The sequence below is a fragment of the Streptomyces sp. AA4 genome (genome assembly GCF_000158875.1).
In the GTDB taxonomy this organism is placed as follows: domain Bacteria; phylum Actinomycetota; class Actinomycetes; order Mycobacteriales; family Pseudonocardiaceae; genus Amycolatopsis.
The window spans coordinates 8,326,583-8,345,729 of sequence record NZ_GG657746.1; the positions used below are offsets into that span (position 1 = coordinate 8,326,583).

The 19,147-nt window shown below is 69.0% G+C and carries 19 protein-coding genes; 13 read left to right on the forward strand and 6 right to left on the reverse strand.

What is annotated here, in order from left to right:
• Positions 1-35 precede the first annotated feature (35 nt).
• Positions 36-1,457, reverse strand: coding sequence for a M20/M25/M40 family metallo-hydrolase (locus SSMG_RS38115; protein WP_009085100.1), 1,422 nt, complete (start codon positions 1,455-1,457; stop codon positions 36-38).
• Positions 1,458-1,818: 361 nt separating this feature from the next.
• On the opposite strand from SSMG_RS38115, the gene pdhA reads away from it, so the two are divergent.
• From pdhA to SSMG_RS38165, 10 genes are all read left to right on the forward strand, one after another.
• Positions 1,819-3,024, forward strand: a complete 1,206-nt coding sequence (gene pdhA, locus SSMG_RS38120) for a pyruvate dehydrogenase (acetyl-transferring) E1 component subunit alpha (protein ID WP_009085102.1) — start codon at positions 1,819-1,821, stop codon at positions 3,022-3,024.
• Complete coding sequence (locus SSMG_RS38125; protein ID WP_009085104.1) at positions 3,024-4,016, forward strand: alpha-ketoacid dehydrogenase subunit beta; 993 nt, start codon at positions 3,024-3,026, stop codon at positions 4,014-4,016. Before pdhA ends, SSMG_RS38125 begins: the two co-directional genes overlap by 1 nt.
• Before the next feature lie 16 nt (positions 4,017-4,032).
• Positions 4,033-5,424, forward strand: coding sequence for a dihydrolipoamide acetyltransferase family protein (locus SSMG_RS38130; protein WP_009085107.1), 1,392 nt, complete (start codon positions 4,033-4,035; stop codon positions 5,422-5,424).
• A 79-nt stretch (positions 5,425-5,503) separates the two neighbouring features.
• Positions 5,504-6,103, forward strand: coding sequence for a TetR/AcrR family transcriptional regulator (locus SSMG_RS38135; protein WP_009085110.1), 600 nt, complete (start codon positions 5,504-5,506; stop codon positions 6,101-6,103).
• Entirely contained in the window at positions 6,100-8,058 is a 1,959-nt protein-coding gene (locus SSMG_RS38140) for an ABC transporter ATP-binding protein (protein ID WP_286157007.1), read from the forward strand. The genes SSMG_RS38135 and SSMG_RS38140 overlap by 4 nt, the downstream gene beginning before the upstream one ends.
• A 31-nt stretch (positions 8,059-8,089) precedes the next feature.
• A complete protein-coding gene (locus SSMG_RS38145; protein ID WP_037718661.1) occupies positions 8,090-8,674 on the forward strand; it encodes an ATP-binding cassette domain-containing protein in 585 nt (194 codons plus the stop codon).
• Positions 8,671-9,855: a hypothetical protein gene (locus SSMG_RS38150; protein ID WP_037716250.1), complete on the forward strand. Its 1,185-nt coding sequence runs from the start codon at positions 8,671-8,673 to the stop codon at positions 9,853-9,855. Before SSMG_RS38145 ends, SSMG_RS38150 begins: the two co-directional genes overlap by 4 nt.
• A 108-nt stretch (positions 9,856-9,963) precedes the next feature.
• Entirely contained in the window at positions 9,964-10,431 is a 468-nt protein-coding gene (locus SSMG_RS38155) for an FxsA family protein (RefSeq protein ID WP_009085115.1), read from the forward strand.
• 21 nt (positions 10,432-10,452) lie between these two features.
• Positions 10,453-10,872, forward strand: a complete 420-nt coding sequence (locus tag SSMG_RS38160; protein ID WP_286157008.1) for a very short patch repair endonuclease — start codon at positions 10,453-10,455, stop codon at positions 10,870-10,872.
• Positions 10,873-10,882: 10 nt separating this feature from the next.
• Positions 10,883-11,998, forward strand: a complete 1,116-nt coding sequence (locus SSMG_RS38165) for a DNA cytosine methyltransferase (RefSeq protein WP_009085120.1) — start codon at positions 10,883-10,885, stop codon at positions 11,996-11,998.
• On the opposite strand, the gene SSMG_RS38170 is transcribed toward SSMG_RS38165, so the two are convergent.
• Both SSMG_RS38170 and SSMG_RS38175 read right to left on the reverse strand, forming a co-directional pair.
• Complete coding sequence (locus tag SSMG_RS38170; protein WP_199786107.1) at positions 11,995-12,573, reverse strand: SCP2 sterol-binding domain-containing protein; 579 nt, start codon at positions 12,571-12,573, stop codon at positions 11,995-11,997. The two genes, SSMG_RS38165 and SSMG_RS38170, sit on opposite strands and share 4 nt — an antisense overlap.
• A gap of 30 nt (positions 12,574-12,603) precedes the next feature.
• Positions 12,604-13,248, reverse strand: coding sequence for an SCP2 sterol-binding domain-containing protein (locus SSMG_RS38175; RefSeq protein ID WP_037716255.1), 645 nt, complete (start codon positions 13,246-13,248; stop codon positions 12,604-12,606).
• Positions 13,249-13,368: 120 nt separating this feature from the next.
• Here SSMG_RS38175 and SSMG_RS38180 point away from each other — a divergent pair, with 120 nt between their 5' ends.
• A complete protein-coding gene (locus SSMG_RS38180) occupies positions 13,369-14,028 on the forward strand; it encodes a TetR/AcrR family transcriptional regulator (protein ID WP_009085126.1) in 660 nt (219 codons plus the stop codon).
• Here SSMG_RS38180 and SSMG_RS38185 read toward each other — a convergent pair.
• Positions 14,017-14,856 carry a MaoC/PaaZ C-terminal domain-containing protein gene (locus tag SSMG_RS38185; protein WP_009085128.1) on the reverse strand — a complete coding sequence of 280 codons (840 nt, stop codon included), beginning with the start codon at positions 14,854-14,856 and terminating at the stop codon, positions 14,017-14,019. The two genes, SSMG_RS38180 and SSMG_RS38185, sit on opposite strands and share 12 nt — an antisense overlap.
• Positions 14,857-14,859: 3 nt before the next feature.
• Complete coding sequence (locus SSMG_RS38190) at positions 14,860-16,194, reverse strand: 3-oxoacyl-ACP reductase (protein ID WP_037716257.1); 1,335 nt, start codon at positions 16,192-16,194, stop codon at positions 14,860-14,862.
• Positions 16,195-16,289: 95 nt separating this feature from the next.
• On the opposite strand from SSMG_RS38190, the gene SSMG_RS38195 reads away from it, so the two are divergent.
• On the forward strand, positions 16,290-17,579 hold the full coding sequence (locus tag SSMG_RS38195; protein WP_009085132.1) for an acetyl-CoA C-acetyltransferase: 1,290 nt from the start codon (positions 16,290-16,292) through the stop codon (positions 17,577-17,579).
• Positions 17,580-17,650: 71 nt separating this feature from the next.
• Here SSMG_RS38195 and SSMG_RS38200 read toward each other — a convergent pair whose 3' ends face one another.
• Positions 17,651-18,142, reverse strand: a complete 492-nt coding sequence (locus tag SSMG_RS38200; RefSeq protein WP_286157009.1) for a DoxX family protein — start codon at positions 18,140-18,142, stop codon at positions 17,651-17,653.
• 201 nt (positions 18,143-18,343) lie between these two features.
• Here SSMG_RS38200 and SSMG_RS38205 point away from each other — a divergent pair, with 201 nt between their 5' ends.
• A complete protein-coding gene (locus tag SSMG_RS38205; protein WP_009085135.1) occupies positions 18,344-19,102 on the forward strand; it encodes a MerR family transcriptional regulator in 759 nt (252 codons plus the stop codon).
• Positions 19,103-19,147 lie beyond the last annotated feature (45 nt).

Here is a 19,147-nt window from a genome sequence, read left to right on the forward strand (position 1 = left end):
CGGTTCTCCCCGGCGCAGGCATTCACGAGGGAAGGTCAGCTGCGGGCGTGCGCGTCCAGCAGGTGCGCCACCGCTTCGGTGACCTGCTGGGCGTAGTCCAGGTTCAGCCACTCGTCCGGCACGTGGATGTTCGAATCCGCGCCGCACGCGCCGGTGACCAGGAACTGCGCCTCCGGGTACTTCTCGCCGAGCAGGCCCATGAACGGGATCGACCCGCCCATGCCCGCGGCGCGGTGCGGACGGCCGAACACCTCGTCGTCGACCCGGCGCAGCGCGTCGGTCAGCCACGCGGCTTCCTCCGGCGCGTTCCAGCCGTTCTCCGCCTGCTGGTCCTCGGCGATGGTGACCTTCGCGCCGTACGGAACATCCGTGGTCAGCGCCCGCTTGATCGCCGCCAGCGCGTCTTCCGCGACCGCGGTCGGCGGCAGGCGGAAGCTGAGCGTGAGCGTGGTGCTCTGCCGCAGTACGTTGCCTGCTTCGGCGGGCTTCGGAAGTCCTTCGCCGCCGATGATCGACAGCGTCGGCCGCCAGTAGTTGTTCAGCAGCAGCTCAAGCGCGTCCTCGGACACCGTCTTTCCGCCGCTCACCAACGGGAACGCGGTGCGCAGCGCCTCCGGGGCCACCTCCGCGACCGCCTCGATCTCGGCGCGGCGGCTGGCCGGCACCTCGACGTTCAGCTCGGACAGCTTGATCTCGCCGGTTTCCGCGTTCTCGATCCGCTCCAGCAACTGCCGCAGCACGCGGAACGAGCTGGCGACAACCCCGCTGGCCAGCCCGGAATGCTGCGCGGTGGCGAGCAGCTGGACGGTGACCGTCAGGTGCACCATGCCGCGCAGGCTGGTGGTGAGCCACAGCCGCTCGTAGTCCATGCCGCCCGCGTCGAGGCACACGACGAGGCTGACTTCGCCGAGCCGCGCGCTCAGGTGCTCCAGGTACGCGGGCAGGTCCGGGCTGCCGGATTCCTCGCCGGTTTCCAGCAGCAGCGCGATTCGCGCGTGCTCGCCGCCGGCCGCGTGCACCGCTTCCACCGCGGCACTGGCCGCGTACCCCGAGTAGCCGTCGTCCACCGAACCGCGGCCGTACAGGCGGCCGTCGCGGATCACCGGCGTCCACGGGTCGAGGCCCTCGGACCAGCCGCCGACCGGAGGCTGTTTGTCGAGGTGGCCATACATCAGGACAGTGCCCTTGTCCGTCGCGCCCGGGGTGGCCGGAACGTCGACGAACAACAGCGGGGAACGGCCGTCCAGCTCGACGACCTCGATCCGCGCGCCCGGCAGGTCGCGCCCTTCGAGGTAGCTCTTGACGTGCTGGACGGCGGCGGCGAGATGCCCGGTCGACGCCCAGTCCGCGTCGAACGCCGGGGACAGCGCGGGGATCGCGATCAGACCGGACAGGCTCGGCGTGACGTCGTTGATCCACGTCGAGACCACGGATTCGCGTACGGATTTTTGCTCCACGCCGCCATCTTGCCACGGTGACCGACGTCACCGGGCCGAGTGAACGTCGTGCGCACCTCTCCCGGTTCCGGCCGGGACAGTCGCCCGCGAGGGCTGGTAGGACGCGGGATGGCCGCCCGACCATCGCCTCTCCCATACTCGGGCTTCCAAACGTTTTCCCTGTTCAGCGCGGTTTTCTCAGCAACAAATCAGCAACTGCCGCTCTCCATCGGAGCAATTCTCGTGCCAGGATGTGGCCACGAACCGTCAACGCCGACGGTGACCGGGGTGCCTCGGACCCGAGGCGCCGGTCCCCGCCGGTGCAGTCGCTGTGGCCGCCACAAGCGGCCGTCAGAGGCGCCGACACCGAGGAGAACTGCTCATGCCGTCCGAACAGTGGACGCACCCGGAACCTGGAGACGGGCCGGCCGCCGTAGCGGCCCAGCCTTCCCCCGAACAGGTGATCGCCGGTTTGCGAGCGACAAGCGAAGGTGGCGCTGAGCTGACTCAGCTGCTCACCCCCGAGGGCCAGCGCGTCCCGTCCGAGCGGTTCGACCGCTACGTCGAGGACGTCGACGACGAAACGCTGAAGAACCTCTACCGCGACATGGTGCTGGTGCGCCGCGCGGACCGCGAGGCCAACGCGATGCAGCGCCAGGGGCAGCTGGGCATCTGGGTGCCGCTGCTCGGCCAGGAAGCCGCGCAAGTCGGGTCCGGGCGCGCGCTGCAGCCGCGGGACATGGCGTTCCCGAGCTACCGCGAGCACGGCGTCGCGTACACGCGCGGCGTCGACATGCGCGAGCTGATCGGGATTTTCCGGTGCACCGACCACAGCGGCTGGGACTACCAGGCCCACCGGTTCCACCCGTACACCATCGTGATCGGCAACCAGGTGCTCAACGCCGCTGGTTACGCGATGGGCCAGAAGTTCGAAGGCAAAGTCGGGGACGAGGGCGGCGAAGCCACCATCTGCTACTTCGGTGACGGCGCGACTTCGCAGGGCGACGTGCACGAAGGTTTCGTCTGGGCCGCGGTGTACGACGCGCCGCTGGTCTTCTTCTGCCAGAACAACCAGTGGGCGATATCCGAGCCGACCGAACGCCAGTCGCGGCTGCCGCTCTACCAGCGCGCCCGCGGTTACGGCTTCCCCGGCATCCGCGTGGACGGCAACGACGTCCTCGCCTGCCTCGCCGTCACCCGGTGGGCGCTGGACGAATGCCGGCACGGCAACGGCCCGGTGCTGATCGAGGCGTTCACCTACCGGATGGACGCGCACACCACCACCGACGACCCCACCCGCTACCGGCTCTCGGACGAGCTGGAGGAGTGGAAGCTCAAGGACCCGATCGAGCGCGTGCGGGCGTTCCTGGCTCGCAATGGGCACGCGGACCAGGCGTTCTTCGACAGCGTCCAGGCCGAGGCGGACCAGTTCGCCGCCGAGCTGCGCGACTACACGTTCAACATGCCGGAGCCGCCGCCGGACCGGGTGTTTTCCCAGGTCTACGCCGAACCTTCGCCGGTGCTGGAAGCGCAGCGCGAGGAGTATCTGTCCTATCTCGACGGTTTCGCCGCGGCGGGTGAGCACTGATGACTGACTTGCAGAAGCTCACGATCGGCAAGGCGCTCAACCTCGGTCTCCGTCGCGCGATGGAGGAGGACCCCACGGTCCTGATCATGGGGGAGGACGTCGGCAAGCTCGGCGGCGTCTTCCGGATCACCGACGGACTGCAGAAGGACTTCGGCGAGCAGCGCGTGCTGGACACGCCGCTGGCCGAATCGGGCATCATCGGCACCGCGGTCGGCTTGGCTGTGCGCGGATTCCGGCCGGTGTGCGAGATCCAGTTCGAAGGGTTCATTTTCCCCGGCTTCGACCAGATCTCCTCGCAGCTGGCGAAACTGCACTACCGCACGCAGGGCAAGGTCAAGATGCCCGTCGTGATCCGGGTGCCGTTCGGCGGCGGGATCGGCGCGGTGGAGCACCACTCGGAATCGCCGGAATCGCTGTTCTCGCACATCGCCGGACTCAAGGTGGTGTCGATTTCGAACGCCGTGGACGCCTACTGGGGCATCCAGGAAGCGATCCGCTCGGACGACCCGATCCTCTTCTTCGAGCCCAAGAAGCTGTACCACTCGGGCGCGCTGAAGATGGAGGTCGACACCTCGACCGCGCCGTCGCGCGTGTTCGCGTCGCAGGTCGTGCGCGCGGGCACGGACGCCACAGTGGTCGCGTACGGTCCTTCGGTGAAGGTGGCGCTCGACGCCGCCACGGCCGCCGAGGCCGAGGGCAAGTCGCTGGAAGTCATCGACTTGCGCACGCTTTCGCCGCTCGACCTCGGACCGGTTTTCGAGTCGGTGCGCAAGACCGGACGGCTCATCGCGGTCAGCGAAGCGCCGTCGGAATCCTCGCTGACCTCGGAGATCGCCGCCCGGGTCCAGCAGGAATGCTTCTACTCCCTGGAGTCCCCCGTCCTGCGCGTGACCGGATTCGACACGCCGTACCCGCCTGCGAAGCTCGAGGAGCATTACCTCCCCGACCTCGACCGGGTCCTGCACGCTGTCGACCGATCTCTCGCCTGGTAAGGGGGTTCTCCCAGAAATGCCCGAGTACAAACAGTTTCCCTTGTCGGACACGGCGGAGGGGCTCACCGAGGCCGACATCCTCGCCTGGCGCGTGAAGCCGGGCGACACGGTGACGGTCAACCAGATCGTGGTCGAGGTCGAGACCGCGAAGGCCGCCGTCGAGCTGCCGATCCCGTGGGCCGGCGTGGTTACCGAGCTGCACGTGGAACCGGGGCAGACGGTGGAGGTCGGGACGCCGATCCTGACCGTGGACGTGGATCCGGACGGGAAAGCCTCGCCCGCTCCCGCCGCCGCCCCCGCTGCCGCGGAGTCCGCTCCCGCCGAGGAGGAGATGAAGCCGCTGGTCGGCTACGGCTCCAAGGCGGCCGGGACCACCCGCCGGGCTCGAAAGCACCCCAATGTGGCATTGGGTGCGTCAGATGCACCGAACGCCACATTGGGTGCGTCGCATGCACCCAATGCCACATTGGGGCAACCCCCGGCCCCAGCGGCACCGGCCGGATCAGCGGCACCGCGCGGCGGTTACGTCCCGCTGGCCAAACCGCCGGTTCGCAAGCTGGCCAAGGATCTCGGCGTCGACCTGCACTCGCTCACCGGCAGCGCGGACGGCGGCGTGATCACCCGCGAGGACGTGCACCGAGCCGCCAATGGTTCCGCGGCTCCCGCAGTGTCCACTGTGTCCACTGTGGAGTCCGGCTACGACCCGGCCACCCGCGAGCGGCGCGTGCCGATCAAGGGCGTCCGCAAGGCGACCGCGGCCGCGATGGTGCAGAGCGCGTACACCGCTCCGCACGTCACGGAGTTCCTCACCGTCGACGTCACGCCGATGATGGAACTGCGCGAGAAGCTCAAGAAGTCGCGCGAATTCAGCGGCGTCAAGCTCACTCCGCTGGCGTTCGCGGCGAAGGCCGTGTGCCTCGCGGCGAAGCGCACGCCGGACGTCAACGCGGTGTGGGACGAGGCCGCGCAGGAGATCGTCTACAAGGACTACGTGCACCTCGGCATCGCGGCGGCGACCCCGCGCGGTCTCGTCGTGCCGAAGATCCGGGACGCGGATTCCTTGTCGCTCAAGGAACTCGCGGTCGCGCTCACCGAGCTGACCGACGTCGCGCGCGAGGGCAAGACGACGCCGGCGGCGATGCTGGGCGGCACGTTCACGATCACCAACGTCGGCGTGTTCGGCGTCGACACCGGCACGCCGATCATCAACCCGGGCGAATCGGCGATCCTGGCCGTCGGGGCGATCCGCGACACCCCGTGGGTGGTCGACGGCGAGATCAAGGTGCGCAAGGTGATGCAGCTGTCGCTGAGCTTCGACCACCGGGTGGTCGACGGACAGCAGGGGTCGGAGTTCCTCGCCGACGTCGGCGCGCTGCTCGCCGATCCGGCGGTCGCGATCACGTACTGAGCCGAAGGGGCCGTGCGCGCACGGCCCCTTCGCTTTATCCCGTTGACGGAGTGAGCACTCACTCCGTACCGTGGCACGCATGGAGACGAGAAAACGAGCGCCCGGGATGGCGCCGGACGATCGGCGGCGGATGATCGTCCGCGCGGTGCTCCCGCTGGTCGTCGAGCACGGCCGCGGGGTCACGACCGCGCAGATCGCCCGTGCCGCCGGGATCGGCGAGGGCACCATCTTCCGGGTTTTCCAGGACAAGGACGAACTGTTCGCCGCGTGCGTGGAAGCCGCGCTCGACCCGGCGGAGGCGCTGGAGATGATCGGGGAGATCCCGGCGGAGCTGCCGTTGGAGAAGCGGCTGGCGGAGGCCGCCGAGGCGATGAACGCGCATCTGCAGCGGATGGGCGCGGTGATGGCCGCGACGATGAAGGGGCGGACGCGCGCGGACGCGGAGGAGGCGCGCAACCGCAAGTCGGTGACCGGAGACAGCCGCCGCGAATCGCTCGAAGCGATGCAGCGCGCGGTGCGGGAACTGTTCGTGCCGGACGCCGCCCGGTTGCGGCTGCCGGTCGACAAAGCCGCTTCACTGTTCCTGGCCCTGCTGTTCACGCAATCCCGCCCGATGCCGGGCGCCCCGACTACTGACGAGGTCATCGACGTCTTCCTGCACGGTTCGGTGCTGGCGTGATCCCGGGCGGTGGGGGCGGAATCGAGATGGCCCTCGGCCGCCGCGGTCGCCGCCGGATGGCGCAATCCGTGCCGGACAGCGGTCTCACCGGGCCGGTCGACATCCCGGAACCGGAGCAGCCGGAACAGCCGAAAGGCCTGCGTGCCCGGCTGTCCCGGATGCGCACCTCGGTGGCGGGCACCGTGCGCGGCCTGCCGAAAGTCGCGAAACTGACCTGGCAGGCGAGCCCGGCGCTGACGATCGTGCTCGCGGTGATCACGCTGGCGTCCGGCCTGCTGCCGACGGTCACCGCGTACATCGCGAAAATCCTGCTGGACTCGGTGGTCGCGGCGATCCAGCATCGCGGGTCGACCGCGGACATCGTGCGCATCACGGTGTTCCAGTTCGGCGTGCTGGCGGCGACCGCGATCAGCAGCGCGCTCACCACGATCGCGCAATCCCTGCTGCAGGAACGGATGACGCTGACCATCCGGCACCGGGTCATGCAGCACGCGAGCGATCTGCACCTGGCGTACTTCGAGGGTTCGGCGTCGTACGACATGCTGCGCCAGGCCGCGCAGGAGGCGCCGACGCGTCCGTTGTCGATGATGACCTCGGCGCTCGGCCTGATCCGGACGTTGATCACCTTCGCCAGCATGATCGCCCTGCTGGTGTCGATCAGCCCGCTGCTCGCGCTGGTCGCTTTGCTGGCCCCGATCCCGGCGTTCATCTCGCAGTCGAAGTACGGTTCGCGGGCGTTCTGGCTCACGTTCCTGATGTCGCCGATCAAACGGCGGATGGACTATCTGTCCTCTTTGGTCACTACGGACACGTATGCCAAGGAGACCAAGCTCTTCGGCCTCGGCCCGTACTTCGTGGACCGGTTCCGGAAACTCGGCGTGGTTGCTTACGAACGGCAGCGGAAGCTGACGGTGAAACGGAATGTCAGCTCGACGTCGTGGGGACTGCTGAGCACGCTCGTCGGCTCGGCGATCGCGTTGTACATCGCGCTGGAAGCAGTCGGCGGCCGGCTTACCCTGGGCGATCTGGCGTTGTACACCGCCGCCGCGACGTCCGTGCAAAGCTCGGTGACGGGCTTGTTCACCGCGTTTTCCGGGATGTACGAGAACAATCTCTACCTGGACACGCTGTACCGATTCCTCGACACCAAACCGGAAATCACCGCTCCCGCGAAACCCCGGCCGCTTCCGTCCACTGTGGAAGGACACATCCAGTTCGAGTCGGTGAGCTTCAGTTACCCAGGCGCGGACGAACCGGCGCTGCACGGGGTGAGTTTCGAGATCCGTCCTGGCGAAACCGTCGCCGTGGTAGGCCGCAATGGCGCGGGCAAGTCGACGCTGTTCAAGCTGTTGTGCCGGCTCTACGACCCGACCGCGGGCCGGATCCTGCTGGACGGCGTGGACATCCGCGAGTACGACCCGGTCGACCTGCGCACCAAGATCAGCGCGATGTTCCAGGATTACGTGACCTACCAGGGCACCGCGGCGGAGAACATCGGCCTCGGCGACCTGAACCGGCTCACCGATCGCGAGCACATCGAGGACTCGGCCCGCCGCGCCGGAGCCGACGAGCGCATCGCCCGGCTGCCGACCGGGTACGACAGCCCGCTCGGCCGGTGGTTCGACCAGGGCGTGTCGCTGTCCGGCGGGGAATGGCAGAAAATCGCGCTGGCCAGGGCTTTCCAGCGCGAGGCTCCGATCCTGATCCTGGACGAGCCGACGTCGGCACTGGACGCCCAAGCCGAGCACGACCTGTTCGACCGGCTGCACACGTTGTCGCGCGGGCGGACGACGCTGTACATCTCGCACCGGTTCTCGACGGTCCGCCAAGCCGAGCGGATTCTGCTGCTGGACCACGGGAAGGTCGCGGAATACGGCACGCACGAAGCGCTGATGGCGGCCGGCGGCGGGTACGCGGAATTGTTCACGCTGCAAGCGGAGGCGTACTTGAAGTGACTACCTTGGGGTGATCAGCCGAGGGGGGTTCGTGCTCATCACCACTCAAGACCTGGGGATCACCGCGGGCGAGACAGCGCTGTTCAGCGGTCTCGACCTGGCCGTCGACGCCGGCGAATGCCTGGTCGTCCGCGGTGCCAACGGGGCGGGCAAATCGACGTTGCTGCGGTGTCTCTACGGGAACCAGGCTCCGACGTCCGGTTCCGTGTCCGTGTGCGGCGGGCCGCCGGACGAGCGGTCCACCGCTTTCCGCCGCCGCGTTTCGGTGCTATTCGACGATTCGGCGCTCTTCGACGAACTCACGCCGCGCCAGCATCTCGACCTGCTGCGCAATTCCTTCGGCGGCGAACTGACCGAGGGTCCGATTCCGGCTCCCGACGTGCCCGCGGCGGAGCTCTCCGCCGGACAACGACGGCGGCTCCTGCTGCACGCCGCGGTCGCGCGTCCGCACGAGGTGCTGCTGCTGGACGAACCGGAACGCGCCCTGGACGCCGAGGGCCGGGCGTGGCTGTCCACCCTGGTCCGCACCAGCACGGGACGCGGCGCGGCGGTAGTCGTAGCGAGCCATCACCCGCCGCTCGCGGACGAGGTCGCGGACTACGTGGTGGACCTGTGAAACGCCCGGACCTGGTCCTGGCGCTGGTCATCGCGGCCGGACTGCTGGGATCGCCGTTCTACCACACCGAACTGGTGCGCAGCCAACTGGTCGGGGACGCACCGGTGGGCGCGCTCGGCAGCGTGCTCGTGCTGTGCACCGGACTCGCCCTGGCCTGGCGGGCGACGCTGCGACGCGGGTACGTCTGGGCTCATCCGGCCACGCTGACCTGGGACGATTTCGACGGCCAACGCCCCGCCGCACTCACCCGGCGGCTGGTCCTGGACTGGGCCGCCCGGTTCGGTGTGGCGGCTTATTTCTTCGCGGTGTCCGGGATGCTCATCGGTTTCCCCAGCTCGCTAGCCAGTCCTCTGGCGCTTTTCGTGACCGTCGCGGCACTGGCGCTGGCGATGGGCCGCCGCCGTCCGTTTCCCGGCGAATCCCTTGCCCCGCTTACCCTCGCGCTGGCACCGGTCATTCCACTGTGGACCTACGCGCTCGCGGCCGGTCTCGCGGTGATGGCCCTGGCCTGGTCTTCGCCGCTGCCGCACACGGTTTCCCGAGACACGTTGATCCGGCACTACACCGAACGCATGGTGCGTCGGACGTCCGCCGCCTTCCTGGACGTCTGGGCCCTGCTCCCGGCCGGACGCCCAGTCCCGTGGCGCAACGCGCTCGCCGGCCGCTTCATCGTCACCCGCTATGTAGTGACGGGGACTCTCGCGCGCCGGTACACGCTCGGCCTCCCGGTCTTCCTGGCACTCGCCGTGCTCGCGACGCACGCGACGTTCCCCGCCGTGACGTCAGTGTGGCTACTCGGCGTCGGCGGTTATCTGGCGCTGCTCCCGTTCACCGCGCCGGTCGCGCAACTGCATCGAGTGCCCGGACTGCGCCGCTGGCTGGACGCGTCGAACCTGCGGCTGCATGCCGTGACCTGCGCTTTCCTGTGCCTGCTAGCCCTGCTCTGGGCGGGTGTGGTCCTGCTGCTGGGCATTCCGGCGTCGCTCAGCGCAGTGGTAGCCGTCCTGCTCGCCGCGCTCGCGGCCGTGCGCTCGGTGACCCGCGGCCCGCTCGACTTCAGTTCGATGGGGATGGTGCTGTACGAGGGCGTCCTGATCCCGGCTGGCCTGGTGCGGCAACTGGTCCGAGGCCCGGACCTGCTGGTGCTGGGGTTGATCGCGGCGAGCTTTGTCCCGCTCTGATCGTCGGCTCCTCCGCCACGGAAGCGGCCGACCGCGTTCCAGCGAAGCCTCTGACCTGGCCTTTTTCCCGTCCGGGAGCAAAACCCGGCACTCGTTCGTTCACCTGGTATGGCTGTCGTGTTCCTGCTCTACGTCATCGCTGAAGTCGCCGCCATCTGGGCGGTCGGCTCGGTCGTCGGTGTGCTCGGCACGATCGGTCTGCTGATCGCGGGCGCGTTCGTGGGCTCGTGGCTCGCGCGCCGCGAGGGCGGCAAGGCGATGCGTGCCTTCATGGCCACCGCGCAGTCCGGCCGCAATCCGGAGAAGGAGCTGACCGACGGCATGCTCGTCGCGCTCGGCGGCGTGCTGATCATGGTCCCCGGCTTCGTCAGCGACGTGCTCGGCCTGCTGTTCCTGTTGCCGCCGACCCGCTCGATCGCTCGGCGGTTGTGGTTGCGCCGCGCGGAGAAGCGCGCCATCCGGTACGCCAACCAGCGTCGCGGTCCGGTGATGGTCGTGGACAGCGAGGTCGTCGCGGAGGAGCCGCGGCCGGCGAAGAATCACCCGGTGATCGAAGGCCGGATCGTCGAGGGCTGAGCCTTTGCCACAATGACTCGCGTGGAGCGGCTGGTAACGACTTCCGCGGTGAGCGCCCGCATGAGCAAACAGAAGTCCCGCAACACCGGGATCGAAATGGCGCTGCGCAAGATCCTGCACGCCGCCGGGTACCGCTACCGAGTGCACCGACGTCCGGTGAAAGGCGTCCGCCGCGAGGCTGATCTGGTGTTCGGCCCCGCGCGAGTCGCGGTTTTCGTGGACGGCTGCTTCTGGCACGGCTGCCCCGAACACGGAACCTGGCCGAAGAACAATGCCGATTATTGGCGGACCAAGATCGAAACCAACCGCCGCCGAGACGCGAATACCGACGCGCTGCTGCTCGAAGCGGGCTGGCTGTCGGTGCGAATCTGGGAACACGAGGCGACCGACGTCGCCGCGACGCGGGTGATCGAGACCGTCGAGGAACGCCGTCCCCATTAATGTTGGCGCCATGCCTCTACCGGGTCAGCCCACCGCCGCGGAGTTTTTCGCCGGCATCGGTCTCGTGCGCCTAGGCCTCGAACCGGCCGGGTTCGACGTCGCGTGGTCCAACGACATCGAACCGGCGAAGCAGGCCATGTACGAGGCGCACTTCAACGACCAGGGCGCGCACGAGTACGTCCTGGGCGATGTCGCCGCCCTGCGCGGGGCCGATCTGCCCGCTGGCCTCAGCCTGGCCTGGGCGTCTTTCCCCTGCACCGACCTCTCGCTGGCCGGCTGGCGCCGCGGCCTGGCGGGCTCGCACTCGTCGACGTTCTGGGAATTCACCCGCATCCTCGACGAACTGGGTCCCGACCGTCCGCCGGTAGTAGCGCTGGAAAACGTCGTCGGCCTGGCCACAAGCCACGGCGGCGACGACCTCCGCGCGGCGATCCGCGAACTCAACCGCCTCGGCTACTCCGCCGACGTCCTGACCCTGGACGCCCGGCGGTTCGTCCCGCAGTCGCGGCCGCGGTTGTTCATCGTCGGCGCGCAAAACCCGCCATCGGACTCGCCCGCGCCCTCTCCGCTCCGCCCCTCCTGGCTCGCGCTGGACCCTTCCCTGCGGACACATCGCGCTGCCTTGCCCGCGCCTCCGCCGCTGCTGGTCACCGGCCTGTCCGCGGCCGTCGAACGCCTCTCCGCCGACGACGAGCGCTGGTGGACGGGGCCGCGTGCCGAGGCGTTCATCGGGTCGCTCTCGCCGCTGCAACTGGAACGGCTGACGCAGCTCCGAGCGGGAAAGAAGCTGGTGTACCGGACGGCCTACCGCCGCACCCGAAACGGAAAGCCAGTGTGGGAAGTCCGCCCCGACGACATCTCCGGCTGCCTGCGCACCGCGCGCGGCGGGTCGTCGAAACAGGCCGTAGTACAGGCAGGCCGCGGCTCAGTGCGGGTCCGCTGGATGACGCCCCGCGAGTACGCGCGGCTGATGGGTGCGGGGACTTATGCGCTGGATGGCCTGCGGAACAACCAGGCCTTGTTCGGCTTCGGGGACGCGGTGTGCGTGCCGGTGGTTCAGTGGCTGTCGGAGAATTACCTGATGCCGTTGGCGCGGGGGGAAATGAGCCTCGAAGCCGCGGGCTAGTCCGCCCCAGTCGGCTTGGGAATGTCGAAATACCCCGACAACCGCACCGCCGGCGCGTACTCTCCCTTGACCTTGACTTTCCCCGTCACGAACATCGCCGCTACCGCCGCGTTGCCGGTTGCCATGCGGATGAAGTCCTCGACCGCCACGGTGATCGTCGTGTCCGGGGTGCGGGCCAGGTCGGTGCTCGACACGCACAGGCCGTCCTCGATGACCGTTTGGTAGCGGTCGAAATCGTCGCCGGCGGGGAAGCGCCAGGAGACCACGACGTCCACGTGCCGGGCTCGGTCCGGGCGGAAGTGTTCCGACATGCGGCGGAAGATCTCGTCCAGGAAGACCGCGCGCAGTTCGTCGTGGTCGGCGATGCCTTTCAGCTGCTCCCGCGAGGCCGCCGCGACGACGTCCACCAAGGATTGCGTGGTCAGCGAGCCGATGTCGATGCCGGCTCCGGCCGTGCCGAGCATGTGCAGCGTCTCCAGGACCTGCACGAACTGCTCCGGGGTCAGTTTGCCCACCTCGAGAGTGCGGGCGAAACCGTTCACCGCGTGCTCACCGGGGGAGTGCGCGGCACGCATGCGCGAGCGCCAGCGGGACACCGGAGCGGCTCAGGCCGGTCGGGGCAGGTCGAAGTGGCCGACCAGCCCGGCTGCGAAGGCGAGGTCGCCCTTGACCTTGAGTTTCCCGGTGACGAACAGGACCGCGGGCGTGGCCTGGTGGGTGATGATGCGGAAGAAGTCCACGGGCGAAAGCGTAATCGTCACGCGGGGTTTCTCGCGCATTTCGCGGGACACCGTGCAGGTTCCGTCGGAAAGCACCGTCTCGTAGCGGTCGTAGCCGCCCTCGCCGGTACCGCCGGACAGCCGCCAGTGCACGACCGCGCGCAGTGACTTCGCACGGATGTGCGCTCCCATGCGCGCGAAGATCTCGTCCAGCACCCGCTCGCGCAGCGGACGTTCGGCGACCACGGCCTCCAGCTGCGCCCGCGACGCGCGCGCGACCAGCGTGGCGAACTTCGTCGGGTCGACCTTGTCCAGCGAGAACGCCGGCACCTGCTCCGACAGCCGGACCAGCGCCTTCAGCAGCCGGTTCATGTCCGAGCGGCCCAGTTCGCGGGGGTCGATGGCGTCCGCCGCCGCGTTGACGTCGAGCGCGCTCGCGTCGACGGCTTCGGTGCGGTCCAGCGCGTCCAGCAGCGCGACCCCGCGCAGGCCGGCCAGGTCAGAGCTGGTCGCCTCCGGGTTGTCGGCCATCTTCCACCCCTTCCGGAACTTTCCGACGTAAGGCTACCGGTGAGTAGGTAGCGCGGCAAGCAACGCCGCCGACCTGGGGACGGGTACCGTCCGTGCCAGCGAGAGGGAGGAAAGAGCAGCGTGTCCGACGAAGATCAGCGCCCACCAGAGCGAGCGAGACGGCTCCCGAGGGCGGTCCGTGAACGCCAGATCCTGGACGCCGCGGTGCGGGTGTTTTCCCAACACGGCTACCACTCGGCGTCGATGGACGAGATCTCCGAGGTCGCGGGCGTCTCCAAGCCGATGATCTACACCTACCTCGGCTCGAAGGAAGACCTCTTCGGCAAGAGCATCCAGCGCGAGGCGACCCGGCTGCTGGAAGCCATCCAGGCCGGCGTGCAGCCCGATCTGCCGCCGGACATGCAGCTGTGGCACGGCCTGCGCTCGTTCTACCGCTTCGTCGCCGAGTACCGCGAGTCCTGGACCGTGCTGCACCGCCAGGCGTTGACGGTCGGCGGCGGATTCGCGGCGGAGATCACCGCGATGCGCACGCGCGCGATCGAACTGGTCGCGGCGCTCGTGGTGGCCGCGGGCACCCGGAAGGGCCTCGGCGAGCAGACGGAGTTCTCCGGACCCGGCCTGGCCGCGGCGCTGGTCGGCGCGGCGGAATCGCTGGCCGACTGGGCACTGGACCATCCGGAGATCTCCGACGGCGTGCTCGCGTCGTGGCTGATGAACCTGGTGTGGCTGGGGTTCAACGACCTCGTCGAGGGGCAGGTCTGGAAGCCCTCAGAGGGCTGAGACCACCCCGTCCAGGTGCGGTTTCGGCTTCCGCGCGTGCCACAGTTCGAAGGCCCATCCGTCGTCGGTCTGCCACGTCGTGAAAGCCGCGCGCCCGGGCAGCAGCACCGGCTGCTTGAACCGCACCGCCACGCTGAACGCGTCCGGCAGCCGGCCCTCGAAGGACGCCAGTGCGTGCGCCTTCGTCCACATGCCGTGCGCGATCGCCTGCGGGAAGCCGAACAGGCGCGCGGTCAGCGGGTGCAGGTGGATCGGGTTGCGGTCGCCGGAAACCTCGGCGTAGCGGCGGCCGATGTCGCTCGGGACGTGCCACAGCGCGGACGGCGTCGGCGGCGTCAGCTGCGCCCGCGGACCCCCGGAGCCGGAACCCGAGCCGGTGCGGCGGAGATAAGTCGACACCTCGCTCCACACGGTGTCCGCGCCGGAATGGACCTCGCTCACCATGTCGAACTGGCTGCCTTTTTCGTGCGGGCGCAGGTTTTCCGCGCGCACGCTGACCCGGAACGTCTCGCCCAGCAGCAGCGGACGGTGCTGCGTGATCCGGTTCTCGACGTGCACCAAACCCAGCAGCGGGAACGGGAAACCCGGTTCGGTCATCAACGCCATCTGCAGTCCGAAGACCAGCATGTGCGGATACGTCACCGGCAGCTCGTCGGAAAACCGGAATCCGCAGACTTCGTTGTAGGCCGCGACGTGCGCCGGGTCCACGACGACCTCCGGACGCACCAACTCCGTACTAGGGAGGGTCGAGCCGCCGCCGCGACGCAGCAGGGCCTTCGGGTACAGCGTCGCCAGGCTCGGCGCGCTCGTCACTTCACGGACGGCCATCCCTCACGCCCCCAGCAGCGCCTGGCCGCACACGCGGACCAGGTTCCCGTTGACCGCGGCCGACGCCGGATTGGCATACCAGGCAATGGTTTCCGCGACGTCCACCGGCAGCCCGCCCTGGCCGAGGCTCGACAGCCGCCGTCCGGCCTCGCGGATGAACAGCGGTACCGCGGCGGTCATCTTGGTCTCGATGAACCCGGGAGCGACCGCGTTGATCGTGCCGCCGTACTCCGCGAGCTGCGGCGCGCCGACGTTCACCATGCCGATCACGCCCGCCTTCGACGTGGCGTAGTTCGTCTGGCCGACGTTGCCCGCGATGCCGGCGATCGAGGAAACCCCGATGATCCGGCCGTTCTCGCGGAGGATCTTGTCGCCGAGCAGCTTGTCGTTCACCGCGAGCTGCGCGGCGAGATTCACCGCGATCACCGAATCCCAGCCGCCCTCGGTCATGTTGCCGAGCGTCTTGTCGCGGGTAATCCCGGCGTTGTGCACCACGATGTCGACGCCGCCGTGCCGCTCAGTCAGGTACTCGGCGAGCTTGGCGGGCGCGTCCGCGGCGGTGATGTCCAGCTGCAGCGCCGAGCCGCCGATTCGATTGGCCACAGTGGACAGATCGCCGCCCTGCGCGGGGATGTCCAGCGCGATCACGTGCGCGCCGTCGCGGGCGAGCGTTTCGGCGATCGCCTCGCCGATGCCCCGCGACGCGCCGGTGACCAGCGCGACCTTGCCGTCCAGCGGCTTTTCCCAGTTCTCCGGAGTGGGCGCGGTCTTCGCGTGGGTGCCGACGCGGATGACCTGTCCGTCCACGAACGCCGATTTCGCCGACAGCAGGAACCGCAGCGTCGACTCGGCCGCGTCCTCCGCGCCCTCGGCGACGTACACCAGCTGCGCCGTCGCGCCGCGCTTGAGTTCCTTGCCGACCGAGCGGACGAACCCTTCCAGCGCGCGCTGCGCGATCCGCTCGCGGCCCTCGGCCAGCTCCGGCGGCGTGCCGAGCACGACCACCCGGCCCGACGGCCCCACCTTGCGGATCACCGGGTGGAAGAACCGGTAGACCTCACGCAGCTGTCCCGGGTCCGTCACGCCGGTGGCGTCGAAGACCAGCGCCGCGTGCCGGTCGGCGGGCGCGCTGAGCACCTCGATGCCCGCCTCGGTGAGCTGCGCCCGGACGGTCTTCTCCAGCCGTCCGCCCGGCGCGGCGCCGAGAAGTGCGGGACCCTCGAGTGCGGGCTGGCCGGGACGGTACCGGCGCAACGTCGCGGGGTTGGGCAGGCCGAGCTTCGGCACCACGAACTTCCCCAGCGGGGTTTTCGTGAACTGCTGGTACCTGTCCGCCATCACGTGCCTCCCGTGCAGTCTGCGTCACGTCGCAGTCTAACCTACTCGCTAGTAGGTTACAGTGTGAAAGGCACGACTCCAGAGAGGTGGACGGCATGGCGACCAGGAAAACCCCGGCGGTGCGCAAGGTCGCGATCGTCGGCGGGAACCGGATCCCCTTCGCTCGGTCGAACGGCCCGTACTCCCGGGCCTCCAACCAGGACATGTTCACCGCCGCGCTGGACGGTCTGGTCAGCCGGTTCTCGCTGCAGGGCGAGGTGATCGGCGAGGTCGCCGCCGGCGCGGTGCTCAAGCACTCCAAGGACTTCAACCTCGCCCGCGAGAGCGTGCTGGGCAGCAAGCTCTCGCCCGCGACCCCGGCCGCGGACGTCCAGATGGCGTGCGGCACCGGATTGCAGGCAGTCATCAACGTCGCCCACAAGATCGCGCTCGGGGATATCGATTCGGCGATCGCCGGCGGCGTCGACACGACGAGTGACGCCCCGCTGGCCGTGAACCCCCAGCTGCGGCAGATCCTCGTGCAGCTCAACGCGGCGAAGACGCTCGCCGACCGGCTGAAGCTGGTCGCGAAGATCCGCCCGGGCCACATCGTGCCGGAGATCCCGCGCAACGCCGAACCGCGCACCGGGCTGTCGATGGGGGAGCACGCCGCGCTCACCGCGAAGGTCTGGGACATCACCCGCGAGGCCCAGGACGAACTTGCCGCGGCCAGCCACCGCAACCTCGCCGCCGCCTACGACCGCGGCTTCTTCGACGACCTGGTCACGCCGTACCTCAAGCTCGCCCGCGACCAGAACCTCCGCCCGGACTCGTCGGTCGAAAAGCTCGCCAAGCTCAAGCCGGTCTACGGCGGTCCGGACGGGACCATGACGGCGGGCAACTCGACGCCGCTGACCGACGGCGCGTCCACCGTCCTGCTCGCCACCGAGCAGTGGGCGAAGGCGCACAAGCTGCCCGTGCTGGCGTACCTGACGTTCACCCAGACCGCCGCGGTCGACTACGTGCACGGCGACGAGGGCCTGCTGATGGCCCCGGCGTACGCGGTGCCGCGGATGCTCGAGCGCGCCGGATTGACGCTGCAGGACTTCGACTTCTACGAGATCCACGAGGCGTTCGCGTCGCAGGTGCTCGCCACGCTCAAGGCGTGGGAGGACCCGGCGTTCGCCAAGGAGAAGCTCGGCCTCGACGCGCCGCTCGGCTCGATCGACCGCAGCAAGCTGAACGTGAACGGTTCGTCGCTGGCGGCCGGGCACCCGTTCGCCGCGACCGGCGGCCGGATCGTCGCGACCCTCGCGAAACTGCTGAACGAAAAGGGTTCCGGCCGCGGCCTGATCTCCATCTGCGCGGCGGGCGGCCAGGGCGTCACCGCGATTCTCGAGAAGTAGCCGAAGTCCGTGAAGGACTCCTTGAGGGAATCAGATTCCCTCAAGGAGTCCTTCACGGACGTTGAGCCGCGTCAGTCGGTGAGCGACTTCTCCGCGCGCTTGGCCAGTTTGTCGGCGCGCTTGCCCGCCTTCTTCGCCGCGCGCCGGGCCCGCCAGCCCAGCGACGGCTTGCCCGCCGTGTCGCTCGCGGCCAGCAGCAGGCCGCCGGCCAGCGACGCGTTTTTGAAGAACTGGATCTGCTGAGCCTGCTTCTCGCCCGGATCGCTCAGCTGCCAGAACCGGTGCGCGGCCAGCGTCGTCGGCACCAGCGAGCCGAGCAGGGCGACCGCCGCCAGCCGAGGAGCCTTGCCGCTCGCCAACGCGAGCCCGGCCCCGATCTTGACCGCCGCGTCGATCCGCACCAGCGTGGCCGGATCACGGGGGACCTGGTCCGGAACCAGGCCCTCGACCTTGTCGAAGGTCTCGGTGAGGAACGGTTCGGCCGCCTTCGCGTGGCCTTGGGTGTCACGCAGGGCACCGATGCCGCCCAACACGAAGATCGACGCGAGCAGTGGACGTGCCACCCGGCGCAGTATCACGGTCTCGCCTCTCTGGTCTGGAATCCCTGAACAAGAACCTACAACCGGGATTGCCCGCCCCGCTCCCCGCCGAACCGAGGCTAGCGATACCTAGTCGAATATTGCTCTATTCCTAGATTCCCCTAGACAGATCTAGCGGCTCGCGGGCTTGACCTTGCCGCTGCGTCAACCTTTACCGTCGAAGCCGTGGTCAGGACGGAATGGTCGATCCAGGACATCGCCCGGTCCGCGGGCACGACGAGCCGGACCCTGCGGCATTACGACGCCGTCGGGCTCCTGCCGCCGACGCGGATCGGCAGCAACGGCTACCGCTACTACGACGAGAACGCACTCGTCCGGTTGCAGCGGATCCTGCTGCTGCGCGACCTGGGACTGGGGCTGCCCGCGATCGCCGAGGTGCTCGACGGACAACGCGACGGGGTCGCGGCGCTCGAAACGCACCTGGCGCTGCTGCGGCAAGAGCAGCGGCGGATCGGACGGCAGATCGACTCCGTGCGGACCACGCTCCGGAAACTGAAGGGAGGTGAGCAACTGATGGCAGAGGAAATGTTCGACGGATTCGACCACACCCAGTACCGGGAAGAGGTCACCCAGCGCTGGGGCGCCGACGCCTACCGCAAGGGCGACCGGTGGTGGCGGTCGCTGTCCGAGGACGAGAAGAAGGCTTTCCAGCAGGAACAGCTGGACATCTCGGCGGCGTTCGGAGCTGCCCGCAAGGACGGCCGCGACGCTGGTTCGGACGAGACCCAGGCGATCACCGCGCGGCTGCACGACTGGCTGCGCCCGGCCGCCGGGACCGTCTCGAAGGGGTACTTCGCCGGTCTCGGACAGCTGTATGTCGACGATCCGCGGTACGGCTCGTACGACGAGAAGCACGGCCCCGGCACGGCCGAGTACATCCGCGACGCGATGAAGATCTACGCGGAGCGGAACCTGACGGACTGACGCTCCGTCAGAGTGGGCGCTGGGGGTAAGGATGGACGGGGCTGC

Coding starts and splice junctions, on each gene's coding strand:
- SSMG_RS38190 (WP_037716257.1), bottom strand. CDS start 16,194: ATGGCGGACAGGTACCAGCAGTTCACGAAAACCCCGCTGGGGAAGTTC.
- SSMG_RS38135 (WP_009085110.1), top strand. CDS start 5,504: ATGGAGACGAGAAAACGAGCGCCCGGGATGGCGCCGGACGATCGGCGG.
- SSMG_RS38125 (WP_009085104.1), top strand. CDS start 3,024: ATGACTGACTTGCAGAAGCTCACGATCGGCAAGGCGCTCAACCTCGGT.
- SSMG_RS38165 (WP_009085120.1), top strand. CDS start 10,883: ATGCCTCTACCGGGTCAGCCCACCGCCGCGGAGTTTTTCGCCGGCATC.
- SSMG_RS38130 (WP_009085107.1), top strand. CDS start 4,033: ATGCCCGAGTACAAACAGTTTCCCTTGTCGGACACGGCGGAGGGGCTC.
- pdhA (WP_009085102.1), top strand. CDS start 1,819: ATGCCGTCCGAACAGTGGACGCACCCGGAACCTGGAGACGGGCCGGCC.
- SSMG_RS38155 (WP_009085115.1), top strand. CDS start 9,964: ATGGCTGTCGTGTTCCTGCTCTACGTCATCGCTGAAGTCGCCGCCATC.
- SSMG_RS38175 (WP_037716255.1), bottom strand. CDS start 13,248: ATGGCCGACAACCCGGAGGCGACCAGCTCTGACCTGGCCGGCCTGCGC.
- SSMG_RS38170 (WP_199786107.1), bottom strand. CDS start 12,573: ATGCGTGCCGCGCACTCCCCCGGTGAGCACGCGGTGAACGGTTTCGCC.
- SSMG_RS38195 (WP_009085132.1), top strand. CDS start 16,290: ATGGCGACCAGGAAAACCCCGGCGGTGCGCAAGGTCGCGATCGTCGGC.
- SSMG_RS38185 (WP_009085128.1), bottom strand. CDS start 14,856: ATGGCCGTCCGTGAAGTGACGAGCGCGCCGAGCCTGGCGACGCTGTAC.